Annotated in this window: 13 protein-coding genes and 2 pseudogenes; 5 read left to right on the top strand and 10 right to left on the bottom strand. The window is 69.5% G+C overall.

The annotated features are described in order from the left end of the window. Positions 1-141 precede the first annotated feature (141 nt). The 3 genes from cas3f to WFQ05_RS05170 form a co-directional block, all read right to left on the bottom strand. A complete protein-coding gene (gene cas3f, locus WFQ05_RS05180) occupies positions 142-3,564 on the bottom strand; it encodes a type I-F CRISPR-associated helicase Cas3f (RefSeq protein WP_337052949.1) in 3,423 nt (1,140 codons plus the stop codon). Next, a complete protein-coding gene (gene cas1f, locus WFQ05_RS05175) occupies positions 3,561-4,538 on the bottom strand; it encodes a type I-F CRISPR-associated endonuclease Cas1f (protein ID WP_337052948.1) in 978 nt (325 codons plus the stop codon). The genes cas3f and cas1f overlap by 4 nt, the downstream gene beginning before the upstream one ends. A 237-nt stretch (positions 4,539-4,775) precedes the next feature. Beyond that, entirely contained in the window at positions 4,776-7,130 is a 2,355-nt protein-coding gene (locus tag WFQ05_RS05170; protein ID WP_337052947.1) for a Tex family protein, read from the bottom strand. Positions 7,131-7,315: 185 nt separating this feature from the next. Between WFQ05_RS05170 and WFQ05_RS05165 the strand changes: the two genes are divergently transcribed. Further along, positions 7,316-7,675 carry a hypothetical protein gene (locus tag WFQ05_RS05165; protein ID WP_337052946.1) on the top strand — a complete coding sequence of 120 codons (360 nt, stop codon included), beginning with the start codon at positions 7,316-7,318 and terminating at the stop codon, positions 7,673-7,675. 32 nt (positions 7,676-7,707) lie between these two features. On the opposite strand, the gene WFQ05_RS05160 is transcribed toward WFQ05_RS05165, so the two are convergent. Continuing rightward, positions 7,708-8,934: an MFS transporter gene (locus WFQ05_RS05160; RefSeq protein WP_337052945.1), complete on the bottom strand. Its 1,227-nt coding sequence runs from the start codon at positions 8,932-8,934 to the stop codon at positions 7,708-7,710. 76 nt (positions 8,935-9,010) lie between these two features. Between WFQ05_RS05160 and WFQ05_RS05155 the strand changes: the two genes are divergently transcribed. The 4 genes from WFQ05_RS05155 to WFQ05_RS05140 all read left to right on the top strand — a co-directional run bounded on the left by WFQ05_RS05155 (position 9,011) and on the right by WFQ05_RS05140 (position 12,394). Next, entirely contained in the window at positions 9,011-9,805 is a 795-nt protein-coding gene (locus tag WFQ05_RS05155; protein WP_337052944.1) for a helix-turn-helix transcriptional regulator, read from the top strand. Positions 9,806-10,071: 266 nt separating this feature from the next. Further along, on the top strand, positions 10,072-10,554 hold the full coding sequence (locus tag WFQ05_RS05150) for a hypothetical protein (protein ID WP_337052943.1): 483 nt from the start codon (positions 10,072-10,074) through the stop codon (positions 10,552-10,554). A gap of 19 nt (positions 10,555-10,573) precedes the next feature. Next, positions 10,574-11,857, top strand: a complete 1,284-nt coding sequence (locus tag WFQ05_RS05145) for an XVIPCD domain-containing protein (protein ID WP_337052942.1) — start codon at positions 10,574-10,576, stop codon at positions 11,855-11,857. Between the two features lie 363 nt (positions 11,858-12,220). Beyond that, complete coding sequence (locus WFQ05_RS05140) at positions 12,221-12,394, top strand: DUF1328 family protein (protein WP_337052941.1); 174 nt, start codon at positions 12,221-12,223, stop codon at positions 12,392-12,394. Between the two features lie 214 nt (positions 12,395-12,608). On the opposite strand, the gene WFQ05_RS05135 is transcribed toward WFQ05_RS05140, so the two are convergent. From WFQ05_RS05135 to WFQ05_RS05110, 6 genes and pseudogenes are all read right to left on the bottom strand, one after another. After that, positions 12,609-13,052: a VOC family protein gene (locus tag WFQ05_RS05135; protein WP_337053253.1), complete on the bottom strand. Its 444-nt coding sequence runs from the start codon at positions 13,050-13,052 to the stop codon at positions 12,609-12,611. A gap of 422 nt (positions 13,053-13,474) precedes the next feature. After that, entirely contained in the window at positions 13,475-15,622 is a 2,148-nt protein-coding gene (locus WFQ05_RS05130) for a S46 family peptidase (RefSeq protein WP_337053252.1), read from the bottom strand. Positions 15,623-15,777: 155 nt separating this feature from the next. Continuing rightward, positions 15,778-16,296 carry a hypothetical protein gene (locus WFQ05_RS05125; RefSeq protein WP_130523919.1) on the bottom strand — a complete coding sequence of 173 codons (519 nt, stop codon included), beginning with the start codon at positions 16,294-16,296 and terminating at the stop codon, positions 15,778-15,780. Positions 16,297-16,366: 70 nt separating this feature from the next. Next, on the bottom strand, positions 16,367-20,215 hold the full coding sequence (locus tag WFQ05_RS05120; RefSeq protein ID WP_337052940.1) for a translocation/assembly module TamB domain-containing protein: 3,849 nt from the start codon (positions 20,213-20,215) through the stop codon (positions 16,367-16,369). Then, positions 20,212-21,714, bottom strand: a pseudogene (locus WFQ05_RS05115) (autotransporter assembly complex family protein); the annotation flags it as partial. The pseudogene WFQ05_RS05115 and the gene WFQ05_RS05120, both read right to left, overlap by 4 nt. 279 nt (positions 21,715-21,993) lie before the next feature. Beyond that, positions 21,994-22,281 (bottom strand): annotated as a pseudogene (locus WFQ05_RS05110) (POTRA domain-containing protein); the annotation flags it as partial. Between the last annotated feature and the right edge of the window lie 108 nt (positions 22,282-22,389).

Below are 22,389 nucleotides of genomic sequence, written 5' to 3'. Positions count from 1 at the left end.
ATCTCTATCGTAACGGACCCACGGACCGATCCTTCTCGATACGATTGTGTCGCCTGAGTGGCAGCGCCATTGTCGGACGCTCACGCCGCGTGTGATTGAAGGCGCAGACTTTTCGCACTGACCGGCTGGCATTGAATCGCCTCAGCGGCTGCGGCTGAAGCCCAGCCAGGGATGCCACCGCCAGCCTTGGTCGCTGCGCGGCAGCTGCAGCATGGTGTACGCCGGCGCGATGGCGGCCAAAGGCTTGTCCAATGCCTCGGCCTGTTCGATCAGCAGGTCGGCCAGCCCGAAGCGGCCCCAGGCGCCAATTCCGGGGGCCGAGTACAACGCGATCTCGTGCAGCAGCTCGCACGCCGGAACATAGGGCGACTGGCCGCTGCGCTCCAGCGCCTCCTCGACGCGATACGGAATCCATTCGTCCTCTTCCTCGCCGGGCAGGAATACCAGCGTGGCCTTGGGCTCGCGGTCGTTGCGGAAGGGCTGCTGCTGCGGCAGCACGCCGATCAGCGCCGCCTGCGGATATCGCCATGCCAGGGGCGCGTGGTCGGGTTCCGCCTCCGGCGAGGGCGGGGGCGCACGGCGCGACGAACCCGCAGGCGCAGGCGCGAGGTAGGGCCGCATGCTGGCGGCGATGCGGGCCTGCTCCAGATCGACCAGGTCGTGGCGCGGCCTCCATTCGGCCTCGGCCCGGGGGCGGATCCGCGCGATGGCATCCACGCGCCGGAAGTCCTGCGCGCGCAGCACGTCGGCCAGACGGTGCGAGGCCAGCAGGAAGCGATCGTCCGCGGTGCGCTTTTCGAATCCGGGCAGGCAGAAGGCGGGCGTTCCGCCGCCTGGCGACTCTAGTGCTTTCAGATTGGTGTCGAATACCAGGACATTCGTCGTGCGGGGCGCGAGCCGGCGGTGCCGTTGTACGCGGCCGGCAAGCTGGATCAGTGATCGCATCGAAGAGGGTTCGGCTACAGCCCAGTCCGCATCCCAGTCGCGGCCCACTTCGCACACCGGCGAGGCCAGCACCACGAACAGGTGATCGTTCGCCGGATGCGCGTCGAGCGCGAAACGCACCGCGGGCATCCGCCAGATGGCGTCCTTGTCGCGGCGATTGAACGCGGCATCGAGCAGGTGCTCGATCGCCGAGCGCTGCACCAGCGGAAAGCGCGCATGGTAGGCGCACAGATGAATCTGCGTGCCTTCCGGCGCGCCTTGCGTGTGCAGGGCACGGGCGACATCGATCAGCGGGTCGATGTTGGCCATGCGCACGATGCCGAAGCTGACCCGCTTGCCGCTGACGGGGTCGAGGCTGGCGTGATCGGCATGCAGGCGCAGACAGGCCCGATGCAGATGGGTGGCGAAGTCGATGCGGGTGCGTTCGCGTTGCTGCGCGACGACAGGGAGCGGAATCACTTCGGCCAGACGCAGTGGTTCGGCTTGTTCCAGCTTGCGGACGCGCTTGTCGACGAACGACCTGTGGCCCGCAGCGAACGCCGCATCGTCGCGACAGGTCTGCACATGGACGCCGAACTCGTCTGTCCACAGGCATGGCACCTCGACCAGCGTTTCATCGCGGCCGCCGTCGGCACCGCGATTGCGGCGATGGAGGCGGCGTCCGGCCCGGTAAGCCATGAACATGCCCTCCACCAGCGCCGGCGGCAGCGTCGCCGACGACAGCACCACCCGCGTGCCGAGCATGCCGGCCCAGTGCACCAGCCGCGTCAGCGCCGGCAGATCGTCGAGGTCGTAGTCGTCCAGTTCGTCCAGCACCAGGTCGGCGCTCATCAGCCGCAGCATCGGCGCGATCTGGCGCCCGGCGCGCAGGGCCTCGGTGGCGGGCGCCAGGTGGTCCACCGTGCAGACCAGCATCGGCGCGGAAAGCAGCTTGCGGATGTCGGCATCGGCCAGGGCGCGCGACAGCAGCGGGTGGTCGGCCACGTTGCCGTCGTAGAGCACGCGGCTGTCTTCCTCCAGCAGCGACTGCACCGAAGCCGAGCCACCGGCTTCGGCCTGACGCTCGTGGAATTCGAACAGCGCGCGGCTGGTCGATCCGCCGACCAGCACCGCCAGCTCGTCGTCGCCCAGGTGCAGGTCGTGGCGGTAACTGCGGCCGGTCTGCAGGGTAAGCGTGCGCAGGCCGAGCGCGTAGCTGGCGCGCAGGCCCAGCTGCGGATCCGCCAGGGCATACAGGATGCGCGCGTTGGCCAGGGTCTTGCCGCAACCAGTGGAGGCCATGTTGACCACGAAGGCACCGTGTTCGACGGCCTGCCCGCGCAGACTGGCCGCGGCATCGAAGGCCTTGTCCTGCCAGGAGAAGCGCGAATCGGCACTGCGCTTGCGCAGGCCTCGATGCTGGGCCAGCCGTGGCAGGTGGCGTTCAAAGCCTGGCAGGGCATGGGCGATCAGGCCGGCGCTGTGGGCGACGCCGAGCAGGTGTTCCAACAGCGACTGGTTGGCGATGCGTTCGCCGCGGAGGTTCTTTGCGGTGTTGGCGAAGAGCGTTTGCCCGCTCCGTACGAAGCCTTGGCGTGCGGCGACCGGCTGGCCCGCCTTGTCCAGGCTCAGGCTGGAGTAATAGTGGTCGGCCAGCATCAGGCACAGCCGCGCCAGATGCATGACGTAGGCATTGCCGAGCCAGTCGCCGTCGCGTCGCCCGCGCAGAGCTGCGAGCCGGCGCGCCAGTCGCGCCGCCTGCGTGCGCCATCCCGCGGCGATGACGGGCAGCTCACCGGCCAGTTCCCAGTACGGCTTCGCATCGGCGCCGGCTGCGGGCCGCACCTCGTTCCAGTCGTGGGCGACCTCCGCCAACGGCGTGGTGAGCCAGGCGTGCCTGAACTCCGAGGCACGCCGCCCCAGCCGGGCCTGGGTGCCGTCCTCGTTCCGCGCGGGGATCACCGGCAGGCGATGGTGGGTGACGATCAACCAGGCCACGGCGGCCGCCAGTGGCGCGCGCGCCTGCATAGACCGGAACGGGTGACGTTCGATGCCGGGATCGACGCCGTCCCGCAGGTAGCGGCCCGGCGCGGTCCATGAGGTCTGGTCGTACTCCGCCGCTGCCAGCCGCGCCAGCCAGCCCGCATCGTCGTCGTCGCCGACGAAGGCCTGGAACAGCCGCAGCGAGACCCACTCGTGGCGATATAGATTTTTTTCCTGCAGCTGACCGCGCAGGCGTCGCTGGAAGGCGAGGCTGGCCTTGCCCAGGTCGTGCAGCAGGGCGCCAAGCTGGGCGAGCAGGCGGATGTCCTCGGCGCTGTGCCAGTCGTTCTCGTCCTCGCCTCGCAGCACGTTGCGCACGGTGGTGTTGGTGGGCACCGCGCCCTCGGCGTTGAAACGGCGCGCATCGCCGACGATCCACAGCAGTTCGCTGTGGTCCAGGCCGCGGATCCAATGGCAGGCCACGGCGGTGTTCTTGCGTGCGGTCCTGCGCAGCAGCCGGCGCAGCGCGTCCAATCCGGCCTGGGTGATCGGCGTCTGCCAGGTGCGTTCGCCGCGACGTTCGGCGAACTGGTCGAGTATGCGCCGGGTTTCGGTCAGGGCGCGCTTGTCGCACTCGGACACCAGCAGGATGTTCATGCCTTGACCTGCGCGGCGATGTCCAGCGCGACTGCCTTGAGCGTGTCGATCATGAAGTCCAGCGACTCGCTGCGGGTCAGCGCCTCGATGCAGCCGCGGCGAAAGGTCTGCTCGTCATCGCCGCGCATGGCCGAGATGAAGGCCTGCGGCAGGATGCTGGCATCCTTGACCAGGTCGGCCACGTCGAACACCAGTCCGCCGCGCCGGGTCTTGCCATGCAGCACCGCCAGCCCGTGCGGCAGCCCCAGCACCCAGGCGGCGGTGGCGCCCAGGCCGTAGGCCAGATAGTTGCCGTGGTCGAGGAAGCGGTTGGCCGGATCGCTGCCCGTGCCGCGCTTGGCGCGGGTGAATTCGCCATAGCCGACCGTGTCCACCGCCAGCTTGAACAGCGCCTTGGTCAGGCGCGCTTCCTCGGTCAACAGCGCGGTGCCGTCCTGCGCGAGCTTGATCTGCCCGGCCGTGCGCGCGAGCAGCGCGTCGAGCCGAGCGGTGTCCGGCGCGAACCCGGCCTCGCGCGGCGCGCGATGCCGCCACTGTTCGCCAATGCGTCGCGCGCGCGCCTGCTGGAAGGCCTTGGCCGCCGTCAGGCGCAAGTCGTCGTCGAACCAGAACCGTACCCAGGCCTGCAGGTACTCGGTCGGCCGGTACTCGCTCTGCGGGCAGAACCAGGCCACCTCGACGTCCATCTCGTTGGCGGTGAACAGCGGCGTGCCACCACCTCCGCAGAAGCCGACCAGCACGCCGGCCTTGGCCAGTTCGCGCATCGCCGCCTGCGTGACCGAGGTGCCGGTGCCAAGCAGGATCGTGGTGGTGTTGGCGATCGGGATGTTCCAGTACAGCGATCGCTTGCCTGCGTCGGTGACGTATTCGACCCGGCCGCCGTTGACCAGGACGCGGCAATGCTGGAGGTAGTAAAGATTGGCCCGCTTGGAATGCAGGATCGTCTTCAAGTCCGACGGTGACAGATCTTCCATGGCGACACGCCCCCAACCGGTACACACCTGCGCACCGCCTCTGTTGGCCAGGCTGGTTCGGAGTCTACGCGTGCTGGTCGCGCAGGCTGCGACAAGCCGCGGATGCTGGCTCGCCCATCGACGATGGTGCCGTCAGCGTCCGCGCGAAAGTCCCTGGATCCCCGCTTGCGCGGGGATGACGGACCTGGGTTGGGCGAGTGCGTGCGGATCACCCGTATTTGGGCCGCACGCGCGCAATCACTTCCCCCGCGCCCGCGCAAACGCCGCCGCCAGCGCATTGTCCGCAGGTGGGGCGGTCGGCTTGGGCGGGCGTGCGTTGCCGCTGCCGTGGCGCTGGCCGCCGCGCTCGTTACCCCGCGCATTGCGGTCCTCGCGCGGGCCGCTGGTGGGGGCGCCGGGGACGTCGTCCAGGCGGCGGGTCAGGGCGATGCGCTTGCGCGCCACGTCCACCTCGAGCACCTTGACCTTGACGATGTCGCCGGCCTTGACCACTTCGCGCGGATCCTTGACGTAGGTGTCGGACAGTGCGGAGATGTGGACCAGGCCGTCCTGGTGCACGCCGATGTCCACGAACGCGCCGAAGGCGGCCACGTTGCTCACCACGCCTTCCAGGATCATGCCTTCGCGCAGGTCCTTGATGTCCTCCACGCCCTCGGCGAAGCGCGCGGCCTTGAACTCCGGGCGCGGGTCGCGGCCGGGCTTCTCCAGTTCCTTGAGGATGTCGCGCACGGTGGGCACGCCGAAGGTCTCATCGGTCAGGCGCTCGGCCTTGAGCCCGCGCAGGAAGGCGGTGTCGCCGATGATCTGCTTGATGGTCTTGCCGTCGGCCTGGGCCAGGATGCGCTCGACCACCGGATAGGCCTCCGGGTGCACCGCGGAGGCGTCCAGCGGCTGCTCGCCGTCGTTGATGCGCAGGAAGCCGGCGCACTGCTCGAAGGTCTTCTCGCCCAGGCGCGGCACCTTCAGCAGCGCCTTGCGGGTCGGGTAGGGGCCATGCTGGTCGCGGTAGACCACGATGTTCTCGGCCACGGTCGAGGACAGGCCCGACACGCGCGTGAGCAGCGCGGCCGAGGCGGTGTTGACGTCCACGCCGACCGCGTTGACGCAGTCCTCCACCTTCGCGTCCAGGGCGCGCGCCAGGCGGAACTGGTCCACGTCGTGCTGGTACTGGCCCACGCCGATGGCCTTGGGTTCGATCTTCACCAGCTCGGCCAGCGGGTCCTGCAGGCGACGGGCGATGGACACCGCGCCGCGCAGCGACACGTCCAGGTTGGGGAATTCCTTGGCCGCGGTTTCCGAAGCCGAATACACCGACGCGCCGGCCTCGCTGACCACGATCTTCTGCAGCTTGGGATTGTTGCAGGCCTTGATGACTTCGCCGGCCAGCTTGTCGGTCTCGCGGCTGGCGGTGCCGTTGCCGATGGCGATCAGCGCCACGTCGTGCTGCTGGCACAGGCGCTTGAGCGTCTGCAGCGACTGCTCCCACTGGCGCTTGGGTTCGTGCGGGTAGATGGTGTCGGTGGTCACCAGCTTGCCGGTGGCATCGACCACGGCGACCTTGCAGCCGGTGCGGATGCCCGGGTCCAGGCCGAGCACGGTCTTGGGCCCCGCCGGGGCGGCCAGCAGCAGGTCCTTGAGGTTGTCGCCGAACACCTCGATGGCCTCGCCTTCGGCCTTCTCGCGCGCCTGGTTGAACAGGTCCAGCATCAGGTGCAGGTGCAGCTTGGCGCGCCAGGTCAGGCGGCAGGCCTGCGCCAGCCAGGCGTCGGCCGGGCGGCCGCGGTGGTCGATGCCGGCCGCGCGCGCGATGCGGCCTTCGGCATAGGCGTTGCCGGCCTCGACGTCGGCGCCGGGCTCCAGGTCGAGCTGGATGAACTCCTCGCGGCGCGCGCGGAACAGGGCCAGCAGGCGATGCGAGGGGATCTTGGCCAGCGCCTCGCTGTGGTCGAAGTAGTCGCGGTACTTGGCGCCGGCGTCTTCCTTGCCTTCCACCACGCGGGCGCGGATCACGCCGTTGTCCTGCAGCCAGGTGCGCAATTCGCCCAGCAGCGCGGCGTCCTCGCCCCAGCGCTCCATCAGGATGGCGCGCGCGCCTTCCAGCGCGGCCTTGGCGTCGGCCACGCCCTTGTCGGCATCGACGAAGCCGGCGGCGAAGGTCTCCGGTACGCGCGTGGGGTCGGCCAGCAGGCCGTCGGCCAGCGGCTCCAGGCCGGCCTCGCGCGCGATCTGCGCGCGGGTGCGGCGCTTGGGCTTGTAGGGCAGGTAGAGATCTTCCAGGCGCGACTTGCTGTCGGCGGCGAGCAGCTCGTTGCGCAGCTCGTCGGTCAGCTTGCCCTGCTCGTCGATGCTGGCCAGGATCGCGGCGCGGCGGTCTTCCAGCTCGCGCAGGTAGACCAGGCGCGTTTCCAGCGTGCGCAGCTGGGTGTCGTCCAGGCCGCCGGTGACTTCCTTGCGGTAGCGCGCGATGAACGGGACCGTGGCGCCTTCGTCCAGCAGGGCGATGGCGGCCTGCGCCTGCGCGGCCTGCGCGCCGATCTCGTCGGCGATGGTCTGGGCGATCTGGCGCGCGAGCGCCGCGGAGAGTGCTGCCATTGCGTGGTTCAACCGGGACTACAGGGCCGGCGATTGTGGCGTCCTGCGTGCGTCAGTCCAAGCGGTTGACTTTCATCGCGCATGTCCAAATTGCGGTTTGACGCGATGCCGAGCCGCTGCTAGAAGAACTAAGGGCCGTGGATCGCCGGCCGACTCGGAAATACCACCCATGACAGGACGTCACCATGATCCCCGATCCAGAGCAGTTGGCAGAACAGCACGCGCGCGAATTCGCAGGCCCGCAGGATCGGATGCTGCGCCAGGCCGGTCGCGCGCTGGAGGCCGTCGTCCAGCGGTTGCCCGAGGCCGAGCAGATCGCCTTCGCCGACCGCTACATGGCGCGGCTGACCCAGCTGACCCTCGCGCAGTCCTCGTCCGCTCGCCCAGCCGAGGCCACGACGCGTCGATCGCCGGAGGCGGCGGGATTACCGGGTGATGCGAATCCGCGACCCCGACGGTCGGGCGTCCGGCGGTGGGTGCCGGTGCTGCTGGTCGTCGTCGCGGTGATCCTGGTCCTGCTGATCCGCGGCCTCGGCGCGCGGTAGGTGCTGCCGCCCGGGCCGGGCCGCACGCCGGCTCAGGCGTGCCGGCGGTTGGGCAGGAAGGCGGCCACGATGCCCAGCAGCGGCAGGAACGAGATCACCTGGTAGACCCAGAAGATGCTGGTGTGGTCGGCCAGCACGCCCAGCACCGCCGCGCCCAGCCCGCCCATGCCGAAGGCGAAACCGAAGAACAGCCCGGACACCGTGCCGATGCGGGTCGGCATCAGCTCCTGCGCATAGACCAGGATCGCCGAGAACGCCGAGGACAGCACGAAGCCGATGATCACCGTCAGCACCGTGGTCCAGCCCAGGCTGGCGTAGGGCAGCAGCAGCGCGAACGGCGCCACGCCCAGGATCGAGGCCCAGATCACCGGCTTGCGGCCGATGCGGTCGCCCACCGGCCCGCCGATCAGCGTGCCGGCCGCCGAGGCCAGCAGGAAGCCGAACAGATGCAGCTGCGCGCTGGGCACGGACAGGTGGAACTTCTGGATCAGGAAGAAGGTGTAGTAGCTGCTGATGCCGGCGATGTAGAAGTACTTGCTGAAGATCAGCACCAGCAGCACGCCGATCACCCAGGCCACCGTGCGTCGCGGCAGCGGCGCGATGCCGGCCGGCGCCGCCGCCTTGGGCCTGGCCGCGCTGCGCGCCAGCTGCAGGCCGTACCAGCGCCCGACATAGGTCAGCAGGCCCATGCCGATCAGCGCCGCACCGGCGAACCAGGCCACGCTGGTGCGCCCGTTGGGCACGATCACCGCCGCGGCGATCAGCGGGCCGATGGCCGTGCCGGTATTGCCGCCGACCTGGAACACCGACTGCGACAGCCCATGCCGCCCGCCCGAGGCCAGCCGCGCGATGCGCGAGGACTCGGGATGGAACACCGCCGAGCCGATGCCCACCAGCATCGCCGCGCACAGCACCATGACGAAGTTGGGCGCATAGGCCAACAGCAACAGGCCGCACAGCGTGGAACCCATGCCCATCGGCAGCGAGTAGGGCGCCGGCTTGCGGTCGGTGCGCAGGCCGATCAGCGGCTGGAACAGCGAGGCGGTGAGCTGATAGGTCAGGGTGATCAGGCCGACCTGGGCGAAGCTAAGCTGGAACTGGCCTTTGAGGATCGGATACAGCGCCAGGATCAGCGACTGCATCATGTCGTTGACCAGGTGCGAGCCGGTCAGCGCGGCGAGCACGCCCACCGCGACCGGGCTGCGCGCGGGCGCTGACGTGGCGGGCTGGGCGGGCAGGGGCGCGGTGGTGGTCGACATGACGGCGGCACGGTCCGGGACGGGCAGGGGGCGCATGGTAAAGTCGCCGCCAACGCCTTTCTTGCGCGATCTGGTCATGACCTCCCGCGAAAAGGACATCGACGGCCTGGGCGAACCCCGCCGCGTCGGGGCGGCCGCCGACGTGCCGGTGACCTGCCTGGCCCGCGATTACCCCGCCGACACCCTGATTCCGCTGCACCACCATCCCGACCGGCACCAGCTGGTCTATGCCGAAGGCGGCGTGCTGGCGGTGCGCGCCGGCGATGGCCGCTGGGTGGTGCCGAGCACGCGTGCGCTGTGGATGCCGGCCGGCGTCGGGCATCAGGTGCACTGCATCGGCCTGGTGCGCATGCGCAGCCTGTACATCCTGCCCGGCGCGCTGCCGGCCGCGCCGAAGGCGCCTTCGACCGTCTCGGTGACGCCGCTGCTGGCCGCGCTGATCCATGCCGCGGCCGAGGTCGCCTCCCCGTGCGCAGCCGACTCGCGCGATGGCCGGCTCATGCGCCTGATCCTGGACGAACTGCAGACCCTGCCGGTGCTGCCCCTGCATCTGCCCGAGCCACGCGACGCGCGGCTGCGCGCGATCGGCCGCCAGCTGGAACAGGCGCCCGACGATGCCTCCACCCTGCAGGACTGGGCCGGGCGCTTGGGCGTGGACGTCAAGACGATCCAGCGCCTGTGCCAGCGCGAGCTGGGCATGACCTTCGGCCAGTGGCGCCAGCAGGCGCGGCTGCTGCGCGCGCTGGAACGCCTGGCGGTGGGCGAGAAGGTGATCGATGTGGCGCTGTCGCTGGGCTACGACAGCCCCAGCGCGTTCGCGACCATGTTCAAGCGCCGCTTCGGGCAGACGCCGAGCCAGTTCTTCCGGTGAAGACACTGAAGCTGGGACAGACGTCGCAGCTGACGGGTTTGACCGCTTTCCGGGGCGCTGCTAGAAGGTGAACCGGGCCATCCGGGGGTGGCCTCTCTCTCGCAGCGAGACCGATCTCCATGCACCGTCCGACCCCATCTGCCGCCGTCGTTTCCCTGCGCCTGATCTGGCTGGCCGTTAGCGGCCTTGCGACCACAGGCTGCGCGACACCGACGCGTCCGGACGCCGCCCCCGCCGCCGCTTCCATCCTTTCGAAGGATCCGATGATGAATGCCACCACCGCCACGCCCCTGAGCCTGGACGATCTCAACCAGCGCGTCCTGCGCCTGATCGACGGCATCCACAGCCGCGAGGATCTCGCACCGGCGCAGCTGCAGCGCCTGACGGGCGTGGAGGTGGAGGTCAATGCCGAAGATCCGACGATCTATGGCATCGCCGGCCCGGTCGAAGGCCAGGGCCGCTACAGCTTGGTGTCCTCGCACAAGAACGCCTCCGGCCAGGTCGACAGCCTGCTGCTCTCCTTCGAACCCGACGATGCGGCCGCACCCTGCGCCAGCGTCGAGGGCTACCGCAGCGCGCTGGCGGCCGCCGGCTTCTCCGGCCAGCACCTGCCGGCCGGCCACCGCGGCAACGAAGCCTGGTACTTCACCCGCCAGGGCGTGAGCGTGAACCTGCATGTCCGCCCCGCGCGCGGCGCCTCGCCCGCGCCGGACTGCGTGGCGTCCATGGTGATCGGCGTCTACCAGTAGCGTTGGCGAGGACCAGGACATGAACGACAAGCACGTCGCAGGCAAGCCCTCGCCCACCCCCGAACAGCAGCTGCAGTCGATGCTGGATGCCTTCGACAAGGCCAATGCCAGCGGCAGCGTGCATCCGGGGGAAGACCTCAAGGCCGTGCTGGACAGCACGCCGGGCCTGAAGGCCAATGTGCTCGACGCGATCGAGAAGAAGCAGCTGGACAGGATCGAGGCGCTCAACGTCAACGGCGCACTGGGCGTCTACATGGGCGATTCGCGCACCATCCAGATTTCCCCCAGCCAGCTGCACATCGCGCGCACCGACCCGGAGATGCTCAACTCGGTGCGCTTCACCCTGGGCCACGAGGTCAAGCACGCCGCCGATCGCGCGCAGATCATGACCTCGGACGCCAGCCTGGAGAAAGGCGTCAATGCGCTGGCCGGCAGCGGCGGCAAGGTCCACGACTACACCGCGGTGATCAAGCAGTTCAACGAGACTTCGCGCAGCCTGGAGACGCATGCCGAACTGACCGGTTACAACGTCGTGGTCGCCCAGGTGCTGAAGGACAACCCCAAGGCGACGCTGCGCGATGTCTACAACACTTCGCCCAACGATATGGATCCGTACATCCAGAAGGGCGGCACGCCGGCCAACCCGACCTACACGCCGCGTCCGGGCATCACGCTGGACGGGCTGAAGATGGCGCAGACCAAGGAGAACCTGGCCGCGGTCAACACCTACTTCTACGAAGCGCGCGGCTACCCGCAGCAGAACGTCTCCCAACTGCTCGACTACGCCGGCCAGGCCGAGGCGCACTACCACCCGGGCAAGGGCGCGCCGCAAATCGAGGTCGACCTCAAGGCGCTGGGCGTGTCCAAGGGCCAGGTCTCCACCAGCGCGACGTATGTCGATACCAGCGCCAAGCCACGGCTCGGCGTGCCGGCCGCGGCGCCTGACGGGCTATCCGGCAACCGCCTCTACGATGATGCCGCGCAAGGCCTGGGACGCACGCAGACCGGTGCCGCCCTGGACGGGATGGCCTTCCGCCAGACCGCCGCGGCGATGGCGGCACAGGCGCAGCAGGACGGCCTGCACCGGATCGACAGCGTGCACGAAGGCCGGGATGGCCGGCTGTTCTCCGTCCAGGGCCAGCCGGGCTCGCCCGACGCCCTGCGCAGCCATGTCGAAAGCGCCCAGGCCAGCCGCCAGCCACTGGAGCAGAGCGCACAGGCCCTGCAGAGCCCGCAGGCGCCACCGCCGCAGGTGCAGTCGCGCGATCAGGATGTGCAGCAGCACGCGCCGTTGATGCGCTGAGAGCAGCGGCGGCGCGTGGTGCGTTGGCGGGCGGTTCGTTGGCTTGGAGCGGGATTGCGCGGGAGACTCGTGCCAGAGGCCAGAGGCCAGAGGCCAGAGGCCAGAGGTCAGAGGTCAGAGGTCAGAGGTCAGAGGTCAGAGGTCAGGAGGCTACGAGGACCGCAGGGATTTCCGGGATTGCGAGGTTGGCGGGTCGTCAGCGTGCGCCGGCCCGCGCGGGCTATGGGATACCTGAGCAACGCGCCGCGCGGTCGTCGCTGGCCGTGCTACGCGGAATGTGAGCATCGCGTTTGCGTGTCCTCACCCGATGCGCACCGCGCGCTGGCTAGGGTGCCGTCATCTGACCGTGCAAGGAGACATCCCATGCTCAAGTGGGCACTGATTTTCGCCATCATCGGTATGGTGGCCGGCGTACTCGGCTTCGGCGGCATCGCCGGCGGCGCGTTCGCCATCGCCAAGTTCCTGTTCTGGGCCTTCATCATCATCGCCGTGATCCTGTTCGTCCTAGGCATCACGGTCTTCAAGAAGGTCACCTAGCTCACGCTCCGCCCCTCCCCTTGCGCAGCAGGGGGAGGCCGGGAGGGGGTTGTCTCAGCCGAGGCGATTTCAACTGAAGAGCTGCCGTCTTCTCAGTCGCTGGCTCGGCAATCGGAGTTTTCGCTGGGTCGCTCCGCAGCGCGGCGACATCATCAAACGAAATGCTGGCTAATCACTTGGACTGCAGGCGCGGCTACCCCTCTCACGCGCCCGATCATTCCGCTGGCGGTTGCATGAACTCGATCGTGATGCGATCGGGGCCCGCGACATAGGCAACCAACGTCCCCTTGCGTGGCCCGCCCGGAATCGGCTGCGGGCTGCCTTTCGCTTTCCAACCCGCGGCCTCGACGCGCGCGATGGCGGCGTGGATGTCCTTCACGGCCAGCGCCAGGTGGGCGGCGCCGATCGCACCTGCGCTCTCCGGTACGGCTCCATGCTCGCGGCCTCCGGAGTACTGCAGCAGTTCAACCACGAACCCGTCCGGCGCCTCGACGATTGCGGTCCGCACGTTCGGATCGTCCACCCCTGTGACCTGATGGAGGAACTCGCCTCCCATCTCCGACTGCCGCTGCAGCGTGAAGCCGAGCGCTTGCGTCCAGAAGCGGATGGACTCGTCCAATGAGGAAACGGCAAAGCCCGTGTGATCCACGGCGATCACGTTGGCGGTCTGGGTCACTGCGGCATGCTCCCTGTGGGGATTGGGGAAAGCAGGATTCTGCACCTTGAGACCACCGACAACTGCGAGGCGATCCTGGGTCGAGCAGATCTCAAAGCAAAGAGCAAAAGCACCCCTCCCCCTCAGTCGCTAGATCGCGACTTCGAGCTCCCTTCGTCTACGACGAAAGGGAGGGGGCAGAAGCGGTGCAGCGTCTTGGGTTTGTGGGCTTACTGGGCCAGAAGGCCAAGCAGGGTGCAGCGTGCTGCCCCTCCCCTTGCGCAGAAGGGGGAGGCTGGGAGGGGGTTTGGTCAGGTCGCGCAGATCTCAAAGCGAAGAGCAAGGCACCCCTTCCCATCCGTCGCTAGTTCGCGACCTCAAGCTCCCCTTCGCCTACGGCGAAGGGGAGGGGGCAGAAGCAAGGCTTACTGCGCCGGCACGCCCATCTCGCGCAGCAGGGCGGGGGCCGGATAGACCTTGGCCAGCAGCCAGCGGATGTAGCGCGCATCGACGTGGATGGCGCGCTTGTAGCGCGGGTCGTACCACCAGCTGGCACTGACCGCTTCCCAGTTGCTGTCGAAGTTCAGGCCCATCAGCTCGCCCTTGGCGTTGAGCACGGGCGAGCCGGAGTTGCCGCCGGTGGTATCCAGGTTGGTCAAGAAGTCCACGGTCTGGGTCTTCAGCACCGGGTCGGCGGTGCTGCCGAAATCGCCCTTGGCGATCGCCTCCAGCAGCGGCCTGGGCGCGTCGAACGGCACCGTGCCGGTGTTCTTCTCCACGATGCCGGCCACCGTGGTGAGCGGCGCATAGGCCACCGCATCGCGCGGCGCCAGCGGCGTCACCCGGCCGAAGCTCACGCGCAGCGTGCTGTTCGCATCGGGATAGCTGGCGCGGCCCTGCTTGGCGCGCCAGGCGGCCAGCGCTTGCATATAGGCCGGGCGCAGGCGCAGCAGATCGCCCTCGCGCGTCTTGCGGGCGTTCTCCAGTTCCAGCTGCGCGGGCACCAGCTTGGCGGCCAGCGCGATCAGCGCATCGTCGGCCAGCGGCTGGCCCTGGCGCGCGGCGGCGAAGCGCGACAGGCGCTCGCTTTCGGTCCCCAGCGTGGTCGCGCCGTACAGCGCGTCCAGCGCCTTGGCCAGTTCGGCCGGGGTGCGGCCGAAGGCGGCATCGAAGGCCGGCACGCGCTGCGCCTCCGGCAGCTGCTGGTAGCGGCCCAGCAGCACGGTCAGCAGCGCCTTCTCGGTGGCCGCGTCGTAGCGGCGCTGGACCTGCTTGAGCTGGCCTTCGATCAGCGCCTGGTCGCGCTGCTGGTAGCCGGTCTCGCGCTGCGCGTCGGGCTTGGCCGATTCGAGGCGCAGGCGCTCCAGGGTCAGCGCCGAACGCAGCAGCTGCGTCTGCCCGGCGACCAGGCCCAGCAGCAGGTCGCGATCGCCCAGCGCCTGGCCCTGGGCCAGCAGCTGCTGCAGCTGATCGATCTGCTGCTTCTGCGCGCCGCGCGTGGCCGCGAGCATGCCGGCCTCGTCGGTGGCGCGCAGGCGCGCGGCATCGCTGCGCTGCAGGCCTTCCAGCTCACCGGCGGCGCGCTTGCGGTTGTTCTTCAGCGACTGCAGCTGCGAGGCATAGCGCGTGCGCGCCTCCGCATTTGCCTTGCCGGCCGCTTCGATCTGCGCGATCAGCGCATCGAACACCGCCACCCGCGCCGGCAGCACATGGCCGACCTGCGCCTCGAACTCGGCCGCGGTGCGGTTGCGATAGGTGATGCCGGGATAGCCGGCCAGCATGGCGAAGTCGCCTTCCTTCGGCCCCTCGACGGCCATCTTGAGGAATGCCGGCGGCTGATAAGGCACGTTGTCGGCGCTGTAGTCGGCCGGCTTGCCGTCCTTGCCGACATAGGCGCGCAGGAAGGTGAAATCGCCGGCGTGGCGCGGCCACATGAAGTTGTCGATCTCATCGCCGTAGTTGCCGATGGCGCGCGGTGGCGCATAGACCAGGCGGATGTCGCGCAGCTCCAGCTGGGTCACGCGATAGAAGTCCGCGCCGTAGTCCATCGTGGCCACGCTGCAGCGCACGTTGCCGGCGGCCTCGCACGCGGCCACCAGGCGCTTGCTGGCCGCGTCCACGGCGTCGTAGTAGGCGCGGCCGGTCTTGCCCTTCGCATCGGCCAGCACCTGGTCGGTGACCTTGTCGAAGGCGGTGGTGACCAGCACGCGGAAATCCGGATTGGCCGGCAGTTCCTCGCCGCGCGCCTGCGCGACGAAGCCATCGTCGATGAGGTTGGCGCCGGCCTTGATGTTGTACTGGATCACGCCATAGGCCACGTGGTGGTTGGTGACCAGCAGCCCGTCGCCGGAGACGAACGAGCCGGTGCCGCCGCCGACCTTCACCACCGCGCTCAGCGGCGCCTGCGTGACATCGGCCAGCGCGGCCGGATCGCCGCGGAAACCCGCCTCACGCAGCGGCTCGGCCAGCGACGGCAGCTGCGTGGGCAGCCACATGCCTTCGTCGGCACGGGCGGTGGAGGACAGCAGCAGCGCCAGCGAGGCGGCCAGGGGCAGGGTGCGGGTCATGTGGATCCGAATGCGATGCGAAACGTGGCGGCGACAGTAGCGGCCGCCCGCGCACGCGGCAAATGGGAAGCGCATGACGGTTCGGTCATGGACGTCGTGTCATGCGAAAGCCGGTGCGCTGCAAAAGACCGCGAGATCGTTGTCCGCGGAGCCGAGTGCGGTCAGGCGGAGTCGGCGTCGCGGCCGTATCGCACACGGGTGACGAGGCGCTGCAGGCCCGTGCTTCCGAAGATCATCCAGACCGCCAGGACCAGCTGCAGCAAGGTCGAGACCACGCCGCCCAACTGCTCGGGGCCCCAGGCGAAATATCCGGAGGCTTCGTGTCGCGTCAGCAGGTAGATCGTGACCCAGTAGCTGGCGTCGGGCAGGGCCGTCAGCAGCGTCCAGAATCCGAGCAGGGTCAGGCCTACCGACAACGTGGTCGAGGCGCCCATGGCGTGATCGGCGCGCGGCTCCTTCATCACCGGCAGCAGCTTGCGCGCGATGGTCAGCGGGAAGCGCCAGAGCGCGGCGCAGATCAGCAGGCCAAGGGCCAGCACCGACAGGCTCCAGACCATCGCCGTGGTGTCGTGCTGCGCGCGCAGCGCCGCCATGCTCGGCAGGAACGACCGCAGCAACGTGATCAACAGGAAGATCGCGAACAGGCGCGATCCAACAGCGATACAGTCTTCCCGGTTCATGGCCTGATTCCTTGACCTTTGAAGATGTTGAGCTGGCTGCGCAGCGCCTTCGCGCTGCTGGCGATGAGGACTACTTCTCCTTGCGCCAATTGATCGACGCGCGCGTTTCCACGGTGGACGATTCGATCTCGGCGTTGAAGCCCTTGCGCAGCAGGTATTTGAGGGTGACCACCGAGCCGCCGCCGACCATGGCCACGCCGTAGCTGACGTAGAGCTTGGGCGAGAGGTACTTGCCGATGCCGAACACCGAGGCGCCCATCGTGCGCGACTCCAGCACGCCGGCGTCGTCCAGGCCGATCTTGGCGCCCAGCTGCGAGGCCAGCAGGCCGGCGCCGGCCGACAGCGCCGAGGACGCGGCGCTGACCTGCGCGCTTTCCTGGCTGCTGGCGGTGCTCAGCGGGCGACCCAGCACCAGGTAGGCCAGCGCGTCGGATTCGGAGGTCTCCGGGTTGGACCAGACGCTGGCGCGCGGCGCGCTGGCGCGGCCGGTGACGTCGATGCCGGCCGTCACCCCGGCGCTGACCACTTCGCGTTCGGCGCGGATGTTGATGTTGGGGTCGGAGACGTCGTCGTTGCTCCAGCTCAGCTCGCCGCGGGTGATGGTCAGCTTCTGCCCATAGGCGGTGTAGCGGCCATCGACGTTGAGCTGGCCGGTGGCCGACATGGCGCGGCCGGCGCGCGAGTGCACGCTCATCTGGCCCTGCAGCGAGCCTTCCAGGCCGAAGCCCTTCATCCGCACCTGGTCGCCCAGGTTCACCGCCAGGTCCAGCTTGAGCAGCGAGCTGCCGCCTTCCTCCGGATCGGCCGGGTCCAGCACCACCACGTCCTCGGAGGTGGACACGCCTTCGCTGAGCTTCTCCAGGTTGAGGTTGGCCGAGGGCACCGTGACCTGTCCGCCGACGCCCAGCACCTTGCCCTGCAGGGCGATGGTCATGTCCGGGTCGATCACCGCGCGCAGCTGGGTGGTGTCCGAGGCCAGGAAGTTGTCGCCGCGCACGTGGAACAGCAGCGGCTCGTCGCCGCCCTGCCAGCCCAGCGAGCCGTCGATGGACAGCGCGCCGCCGGTGCCGCCGCCGCCGGTGGCCGACTGCGACTTCACGCTGCCCTTGATCTGCGCGGTACCGTCGGACAGCGCGGCCAGCTGCGCATTGCCCTGCACCAGGGTGATGCCCAGCGCCGGCAGGTCGCCGGTGAAGTCGCTCAGGTCGGCCTCGCCGCTGAGCAGCGGCGCGCCGCGCGTGCCGGCCAGGCCGATGTGGCCCTTGAGCTTGCCCTGCGGACGCACCAGGTCCGGCGAGAACAGCTCCAGCCAGAACAGGCGGTCGTTGTAGAGATAGATGTTGCCGGTCAGCGGGGCGTAGCTGTCCCAGCCGGTATCGAAGGTCGCATCGACGAAGCCGTTGCCCGCGAAGCCCGTACCGAGGCGGCCGTGGATCTTCTGCGGGGTCATGTCCACATCGATGCTGAAGTGATCGTAGTGGACCAGTTCGCCGCGGCTGTTCTTGCCCATCTTCAGGCCGCCGTCCATCGAGGCGATGTGCACCTGGCCCTGCCAGGCGTTGGCCTGCGGCTTGAGGTTGGCCTCCAGCGTCAGGTCGCCGCGCAGGCTGAGCTGGCGGCCGTCCTGCTGCGGCAGCCAGGGCTGCACCAGGGTCAGCGGCAGGCGGTCGGAGTGCGCGCGCACGCCGTTGCGCGGCCAGTCGGCCGACACGCACAGGCTGCCGCCGTCGCCGCCTGCCAGGCAGCTGTCGGACAGGGTGAAGGCCTGGCCCTTCTGGCTGAAGCGCGCGGCCTGGGTCAGCGCCCAGGCATCGCCCTTGGACGGCACGATGCGCAGCGTCTCCAGCGTGCCGGACCAGGCGCCGTCCTGCGCCTGACGCGCGTTGCCGGCGAGGGTGAGCGAGGCCATCTGGCTGTCGGCCTGCGCGTGCAGCTGCAGGTCCTGCACCGCGCCGCGCGCCTGCACGTCCAGGCGGTCCAGCGCCAGCCCGGCCTGCACGCCGGTGCCGGTCAGGGCCAGCTGGCCATCGCCGCTCTTCCACGGCAGCCGGCCCTTCAGGCTCAGGGTCTGAGCGGTATAGGTGTCGAACTTGAGCGCGTTGCCGGTGAGGTCGGCCTCGATGGTCGGCGCGGCGCGCGGGCCGGAGAGCTTCAGCGTGCCGGCCAGCACGCCGGTGGCGCCGGGCAGCAGGTCGGCCAGCTCCAGCGGATTCAAGGTCGCATCGATATCCAGCGTGTCGGCCACCTTGCCCTGCGCCTGCACGCGGCTGGCGCCCAGGCCCAGATCCAGCTTGCCCTGGCCGCTGTCGCCCTGCAGGACGAAGTTGCCGCTGCCGGCCAGCTTGCGGTCGCGCAGGCGGCCGCCCAGCTGCGGGATGTCCAGCGTCGCATCGAAGCCGGTGCCCTTGCCCGCGGCCGGATCGCGCTGCGCGCCCTTGCTGGACAGCTGGCCGGTGACCGCGCCCTTCCAGCCGGCGGCGAAGTAGCCCGGGTCGAAGTTCTGCAGCGTCGCCGCCACGTCCCAGGACAGCTGCGGCGCCCAGCCGACCTGGCCGGTCACCTGCAGCCCGCCGGCCGGGGTGGTCGCCTTGAGCGTCTTGAGCAGCACCTTCTCCAGGTCACCGCGACCGTCGAAGTCGACCTTCGCCTTGTCCTGTCCACGCGCCAGATCGGCGGTGCCGATCGCCGCCCAGTCCGCCTTGCGCCCGGCCACGCCCAGGTCCGCATCGGCCTGGATGCGCGCATCGCCTTCGCCCCACTTCAGGCCGCGCGCGTTGACCGCGAACTTGAAGCTCGGGTCCTCGGTCTGGGTGAAGTCGGCATGGCCGTTGAGGGTGACGCGGCCGTCGAGCAGCTGAACCGCCAGCGGCTGCACGGTCAGCGTGGTGTCGTCGATGCGCACGTGCGAGGGCTCGATCACCACCGCGTTCTCGCCCTGCTGGGCGTGGCCGCTGATGGCCGCGCCGCCGTCGGTGCCGCTGGCCTGCAGGTCGAAGGCCAGCGGCGGCGCATCGGCCGCGCCCACGCCCAGCAGCGACAGGTCCAGCTGCTTGCTGACCGCGCGCATGGCCCAGTCCGGCTTGGTCGCGCCGCGCACGTCCAGATGCACGCGCACCGGCGCCGGCGCGTTGCCGCCCACCGCCACCTGCATGTGCTTGACGTCGCCGCGGGCGACCAGCCCCAGCCGCGCCGGCGTCTTGCCGCGCGGTGCGGGGAAGCCGGCGGAGACGGTCAGGTCGGTGTCGTAGTCGTCGCCCGGCCGGTAGTGGCCGTCGATGGAGAAGTTGCCGCGGTCGCTGGTGATCTTCACCGCGCTGGCCTCGGCATAGCCATCGCCCAGGTCCACGCCGCCGCGGATGCTGCCGAGGTAGATCACCGGCTCGCCGCCTGAGGTGTAACGCAAGCGGTCGACCTGCAGCGTGTCGGCCTGCAGGTTCAGCGGCAGCTCGATCTGCGGCATGACCTCGGGCCAGCGCGGCAGTTCGAACGGCTTGTCCGGGCTGGGCGCGACCTCCAGCGTGGCGTCCTCCACTTCCAGCCGGTCCAGGCGCAGGCGCTTGCCCAGCAGCGGGCGCAGGTCCGGATCCAGCAGCACACGCTTGGCGGTGAAGTCGATGCCGTCCATGTGGAAGTGCACGTCGCGCAGCGTCAGCGGCCCGGCGACCGGGCCTTCGGCACTGGCGTAGGTCAGCGAACTGCCGGCCGGCAGGCGCGCGATCACCTGCGCCAGCAGCACGTCGCGGCCGGCCACGGTCTGCAGCAGCCAGTACAGCCCGACCAGCGCGAGTACCACCAGCGTGGCCACGCCGATCGCGCTGCGGATGGCCAGCGTGCGCATGCGCGCCTTGCGCCGGGCGCGCAGTTCGGCGATGCGCGCCTCGCGCTCCTCGGGGGTGAGGTCCTGCGGCGTGCGGCTCACAAGCTGGTTCCGATGCTCAAGTACAGCTGCACGACCGAGTCGGGATCGTTCAGGCCGTGGGCGATGTCCACCCGCACCGGGCCGATCGGCGAGCGGTAGCGCACGCCGACGCCGACGCCGGTCTTGAGATCGGGCGAGTCGTTGTAGGCGCTGCCGGTGTCGACGAAGATTGCGCCGCCGAAGGGGCCGCCCTTGTAGTAGTGCTCGTATTCGGCGCTGGCGGTGATCAGCTTCTTGCCGCCGACCGAGTACTCGCCGCCCTCGGTGCGCACCCGCGGACCGACCTCGCGGTACTGGTAGCCGCGGATGCTGTTGTCGCCGCCGGCGTAGAAACGCAGGCTCGGCGGCAGCGCGTCGGGCGAGCCGGCGCTGGTCTGGCCGATCTCGCCGCGCAGGATGAATCGGTCGTTGGCGCCGATGCCCTTGAACCAGCTCGCGCCGACCTGCAGCTGGGCGAAGTTGGTGTCCGAGCCGGCGCCTTCCAGGCCGCCGCGCAGGGTCGAGCGCGCGACGATGCCGCTGCGCGGGAACAGGCGATCGTCCACGTTGACGTACTGCGCCTCCAGCTGCGGATAGACGTAGGTCGCGTAGCGATACGGCGCGGCCGCCTCGGCGCCGTCGCCGTTCTCGTCCTCCAGCTCCAGCTTCCAGCGCTCGCGCAAGGCGTGGATCGAGGCGGTGAGCGTCCAGTTCTCGTTGAGCTGGCCGCTGCGGCTGCCGATCAGCTCGATGCGGCGGGTGTCGATGTAGTCGGTCTGCTCGTCGTACAGCTGCGCGGTGGCCGCATACCAGCCATCGAGCCACTTGAACGCCGGGATGCGGTAGGTGCCGGTGAGCGACTTGCGGTTCTGCGCGTAGTCCAGCAGCGCCTTGAACTTGTGCCCGCGCGAGTTGACGTAGCGGCGCTCGATGCCCGCCAGCACACCGGCGCCGTACTCGGTGCCGTAGCTCAGGCCGGCGGTGTAGATGTTGCGCTTGGCCAGCTTGAGGTTGACGTCGATCGGCACGCGGCCGTCCACCGCGTGATCGGGATCGGGCTGGATGTCGATGTTGCTGAAGTAGTCCAGCGCCACCAGCGACTGGCGCAGCCGGTCCAGCTTGCCCTGGTGGTAGTAGCTGCCCTCGTCCCAGTAGACCAGCTGGTCGAGCAGGCCGGGCCGGAAGTAATCCTGATGGAAGATCGTCGGGCCCATGTCGTAGCGGATGCCGCTGACCCAGGACAGGTCGATGTCGGCGGCATGCTGGGCGCGGGTGATCTCGACCCGGCGGTCCTGGAAGTCCGCATCCAGATAGCCGCGCTCGGCCAGGCGGCGCACGATCTTGAGCTTGCTGGCCTCGTAGGTCTGGTGGTCGAACACCTGACCCGGGCGCGGCGCGAAGTCCTTCAGGTCCTGCGCCAGGTAGCGGTCGCTGCCGCCTTCGCCCTCGATGCGGATATCGGCATCGCGCACGCGCACCGGTTCGCCCGGGTCCACGGTGACCACCACCGTGAGGTGATCGGCCGGCGCGCGCACGCGCGGCGCGTTGGCGGCGCTCGGCGCGGCCTCGCCGGTGGCCTGCTGCGCGGTGGTGCCCTCGCTGGCATCGGGATTGACGTCGGCCGGGGCCACCGAGGTGGTCACCTTGCCGTCGGCGTCGCTGGCGTCGCGCTGAACCTGCGCGCTGGGCTGCGGCGCGGTGTCGCGATCGTCGTCGTCATCCTCGTCGTCGTCCTTGTCCTTGCCGCCGGTCTTCTTCTGCCGCTCCACGCGCGCGGCCTGGCTGGCATCCAGGCGGGTCGTGGTGACGGTGATGGTCGGCCCGTAGTAGCCGAAGGGCTCCAGCGCGTGGGCGGCCTCGTCCTTGGTCTGCTCCAACAGATACTCCAGCCGCGCCTCGCCCAGGCGCTTGCCCAGCGCGTCGTTCAGCGTCAGGGCCACGCGGATGTTCTCGGCCATCGCGGCCTGGGTCTCATCGTCCTCGTTCAGGCCCTTGATCTGGACCTGGTCGACGATGGCCGCCGCCCACGCCAGCGCCGGAGACAGAGACAACGCGGCGGCGAGGGCAAGCGAGGAAAGGACGCGCATGGGGAAAGCATACCCAACCGCCGTCCTGCGCCGGGTTAAGGCGCCATGATGGCGTTGCGTCCCGAAGGCGCCGCAAGACGCCCCACCGTCGTTCCCGCGAACGCGGGA

The sequence above is a fragment of the Pseudoxanthomonas sp. USHLN014 genome (genome assembly GCF_037153335.1).
Classification (GTDB): Bacteria; Pseudomonadota; Gammaproteobacteria; order Xanthomonadales; family Xanthomonadaceae; genus Pseudoxanthomonas_A; species Pseudoxanthomonas_A winnipegensis.
This window is presented reverse-complemented; position numbering and strand designations above follow the sequence as displayed.

Coding starts and splice junctions, on each gene's coding strand:
- cas3f (WP_337052949.1), bottom strand. CDS start 3,564: ATGAACATCCTGCTGGTGTCCGAGTGCGACAAGCGCGCCCTGACCGAA.
- cas1f (WP_337052948.1), bottom strand. CDS start 4,538: ATGGAAGATCTGTCACCGTCGGACTTGAAGACGATCCTGCATTCCAAG.
- WFQ05_RS05170 (WP_337052947.1), bottom strand. CDS start 7,130: ATGGCAGCACTCTCCGCGGCGCTCGCGCGCCAGATCGCCCAGACCATC.
- WFQ05_RS05165 (WP_337052946.1), top strand. CDS start 7,316: ATGATCCCCGATCCAGAGCAGTTGGCAGAACAGCACGCGCGCGAATTC.
- WFQ05_RS05160 (WP_337052945.1), bottom strand. CDS start 8,934: ATGTCGACCACCACCGCGCCCCTGCCCGCCCAGCCCGCCACGTCAGCG.
- WFQ05_RS05155 (WP_337052944.1), top strand. CDS start 9,011: ATGACCTCCCGCGAAAAGGACATCGACGGCCTGGGCGAACCCCGCCGC.
- WFQ05_RS05150 (WP_337052943.1), top strand. CDS start 10,072: ATGAATGCCACCACCGCCACGCCCCTGAGCCTGGACGATCTCAACCAG.
- WFQ05_RS05145 (WP_337052942.1), top strand. CDS start 10,574: ATGAACGACAAGCACGTCGCAGGCAAGCCCTCGCCCACCCCCGAACAG.
- WFQ05_RS05140 (WP_337052941.1), top strand. CDS start 12,221: ATGCTCAAGTGGGCACTGATTTTCGCCATCATCGGTATGGTGGCCGGC.
- WFQ05_RS05125 (WP_130523919.1), bottom strand. CDS start 16,296: ATGAACCGGGAAGACTGTATCGCTGTTGGATCGCGCCTGTTCGCGATC.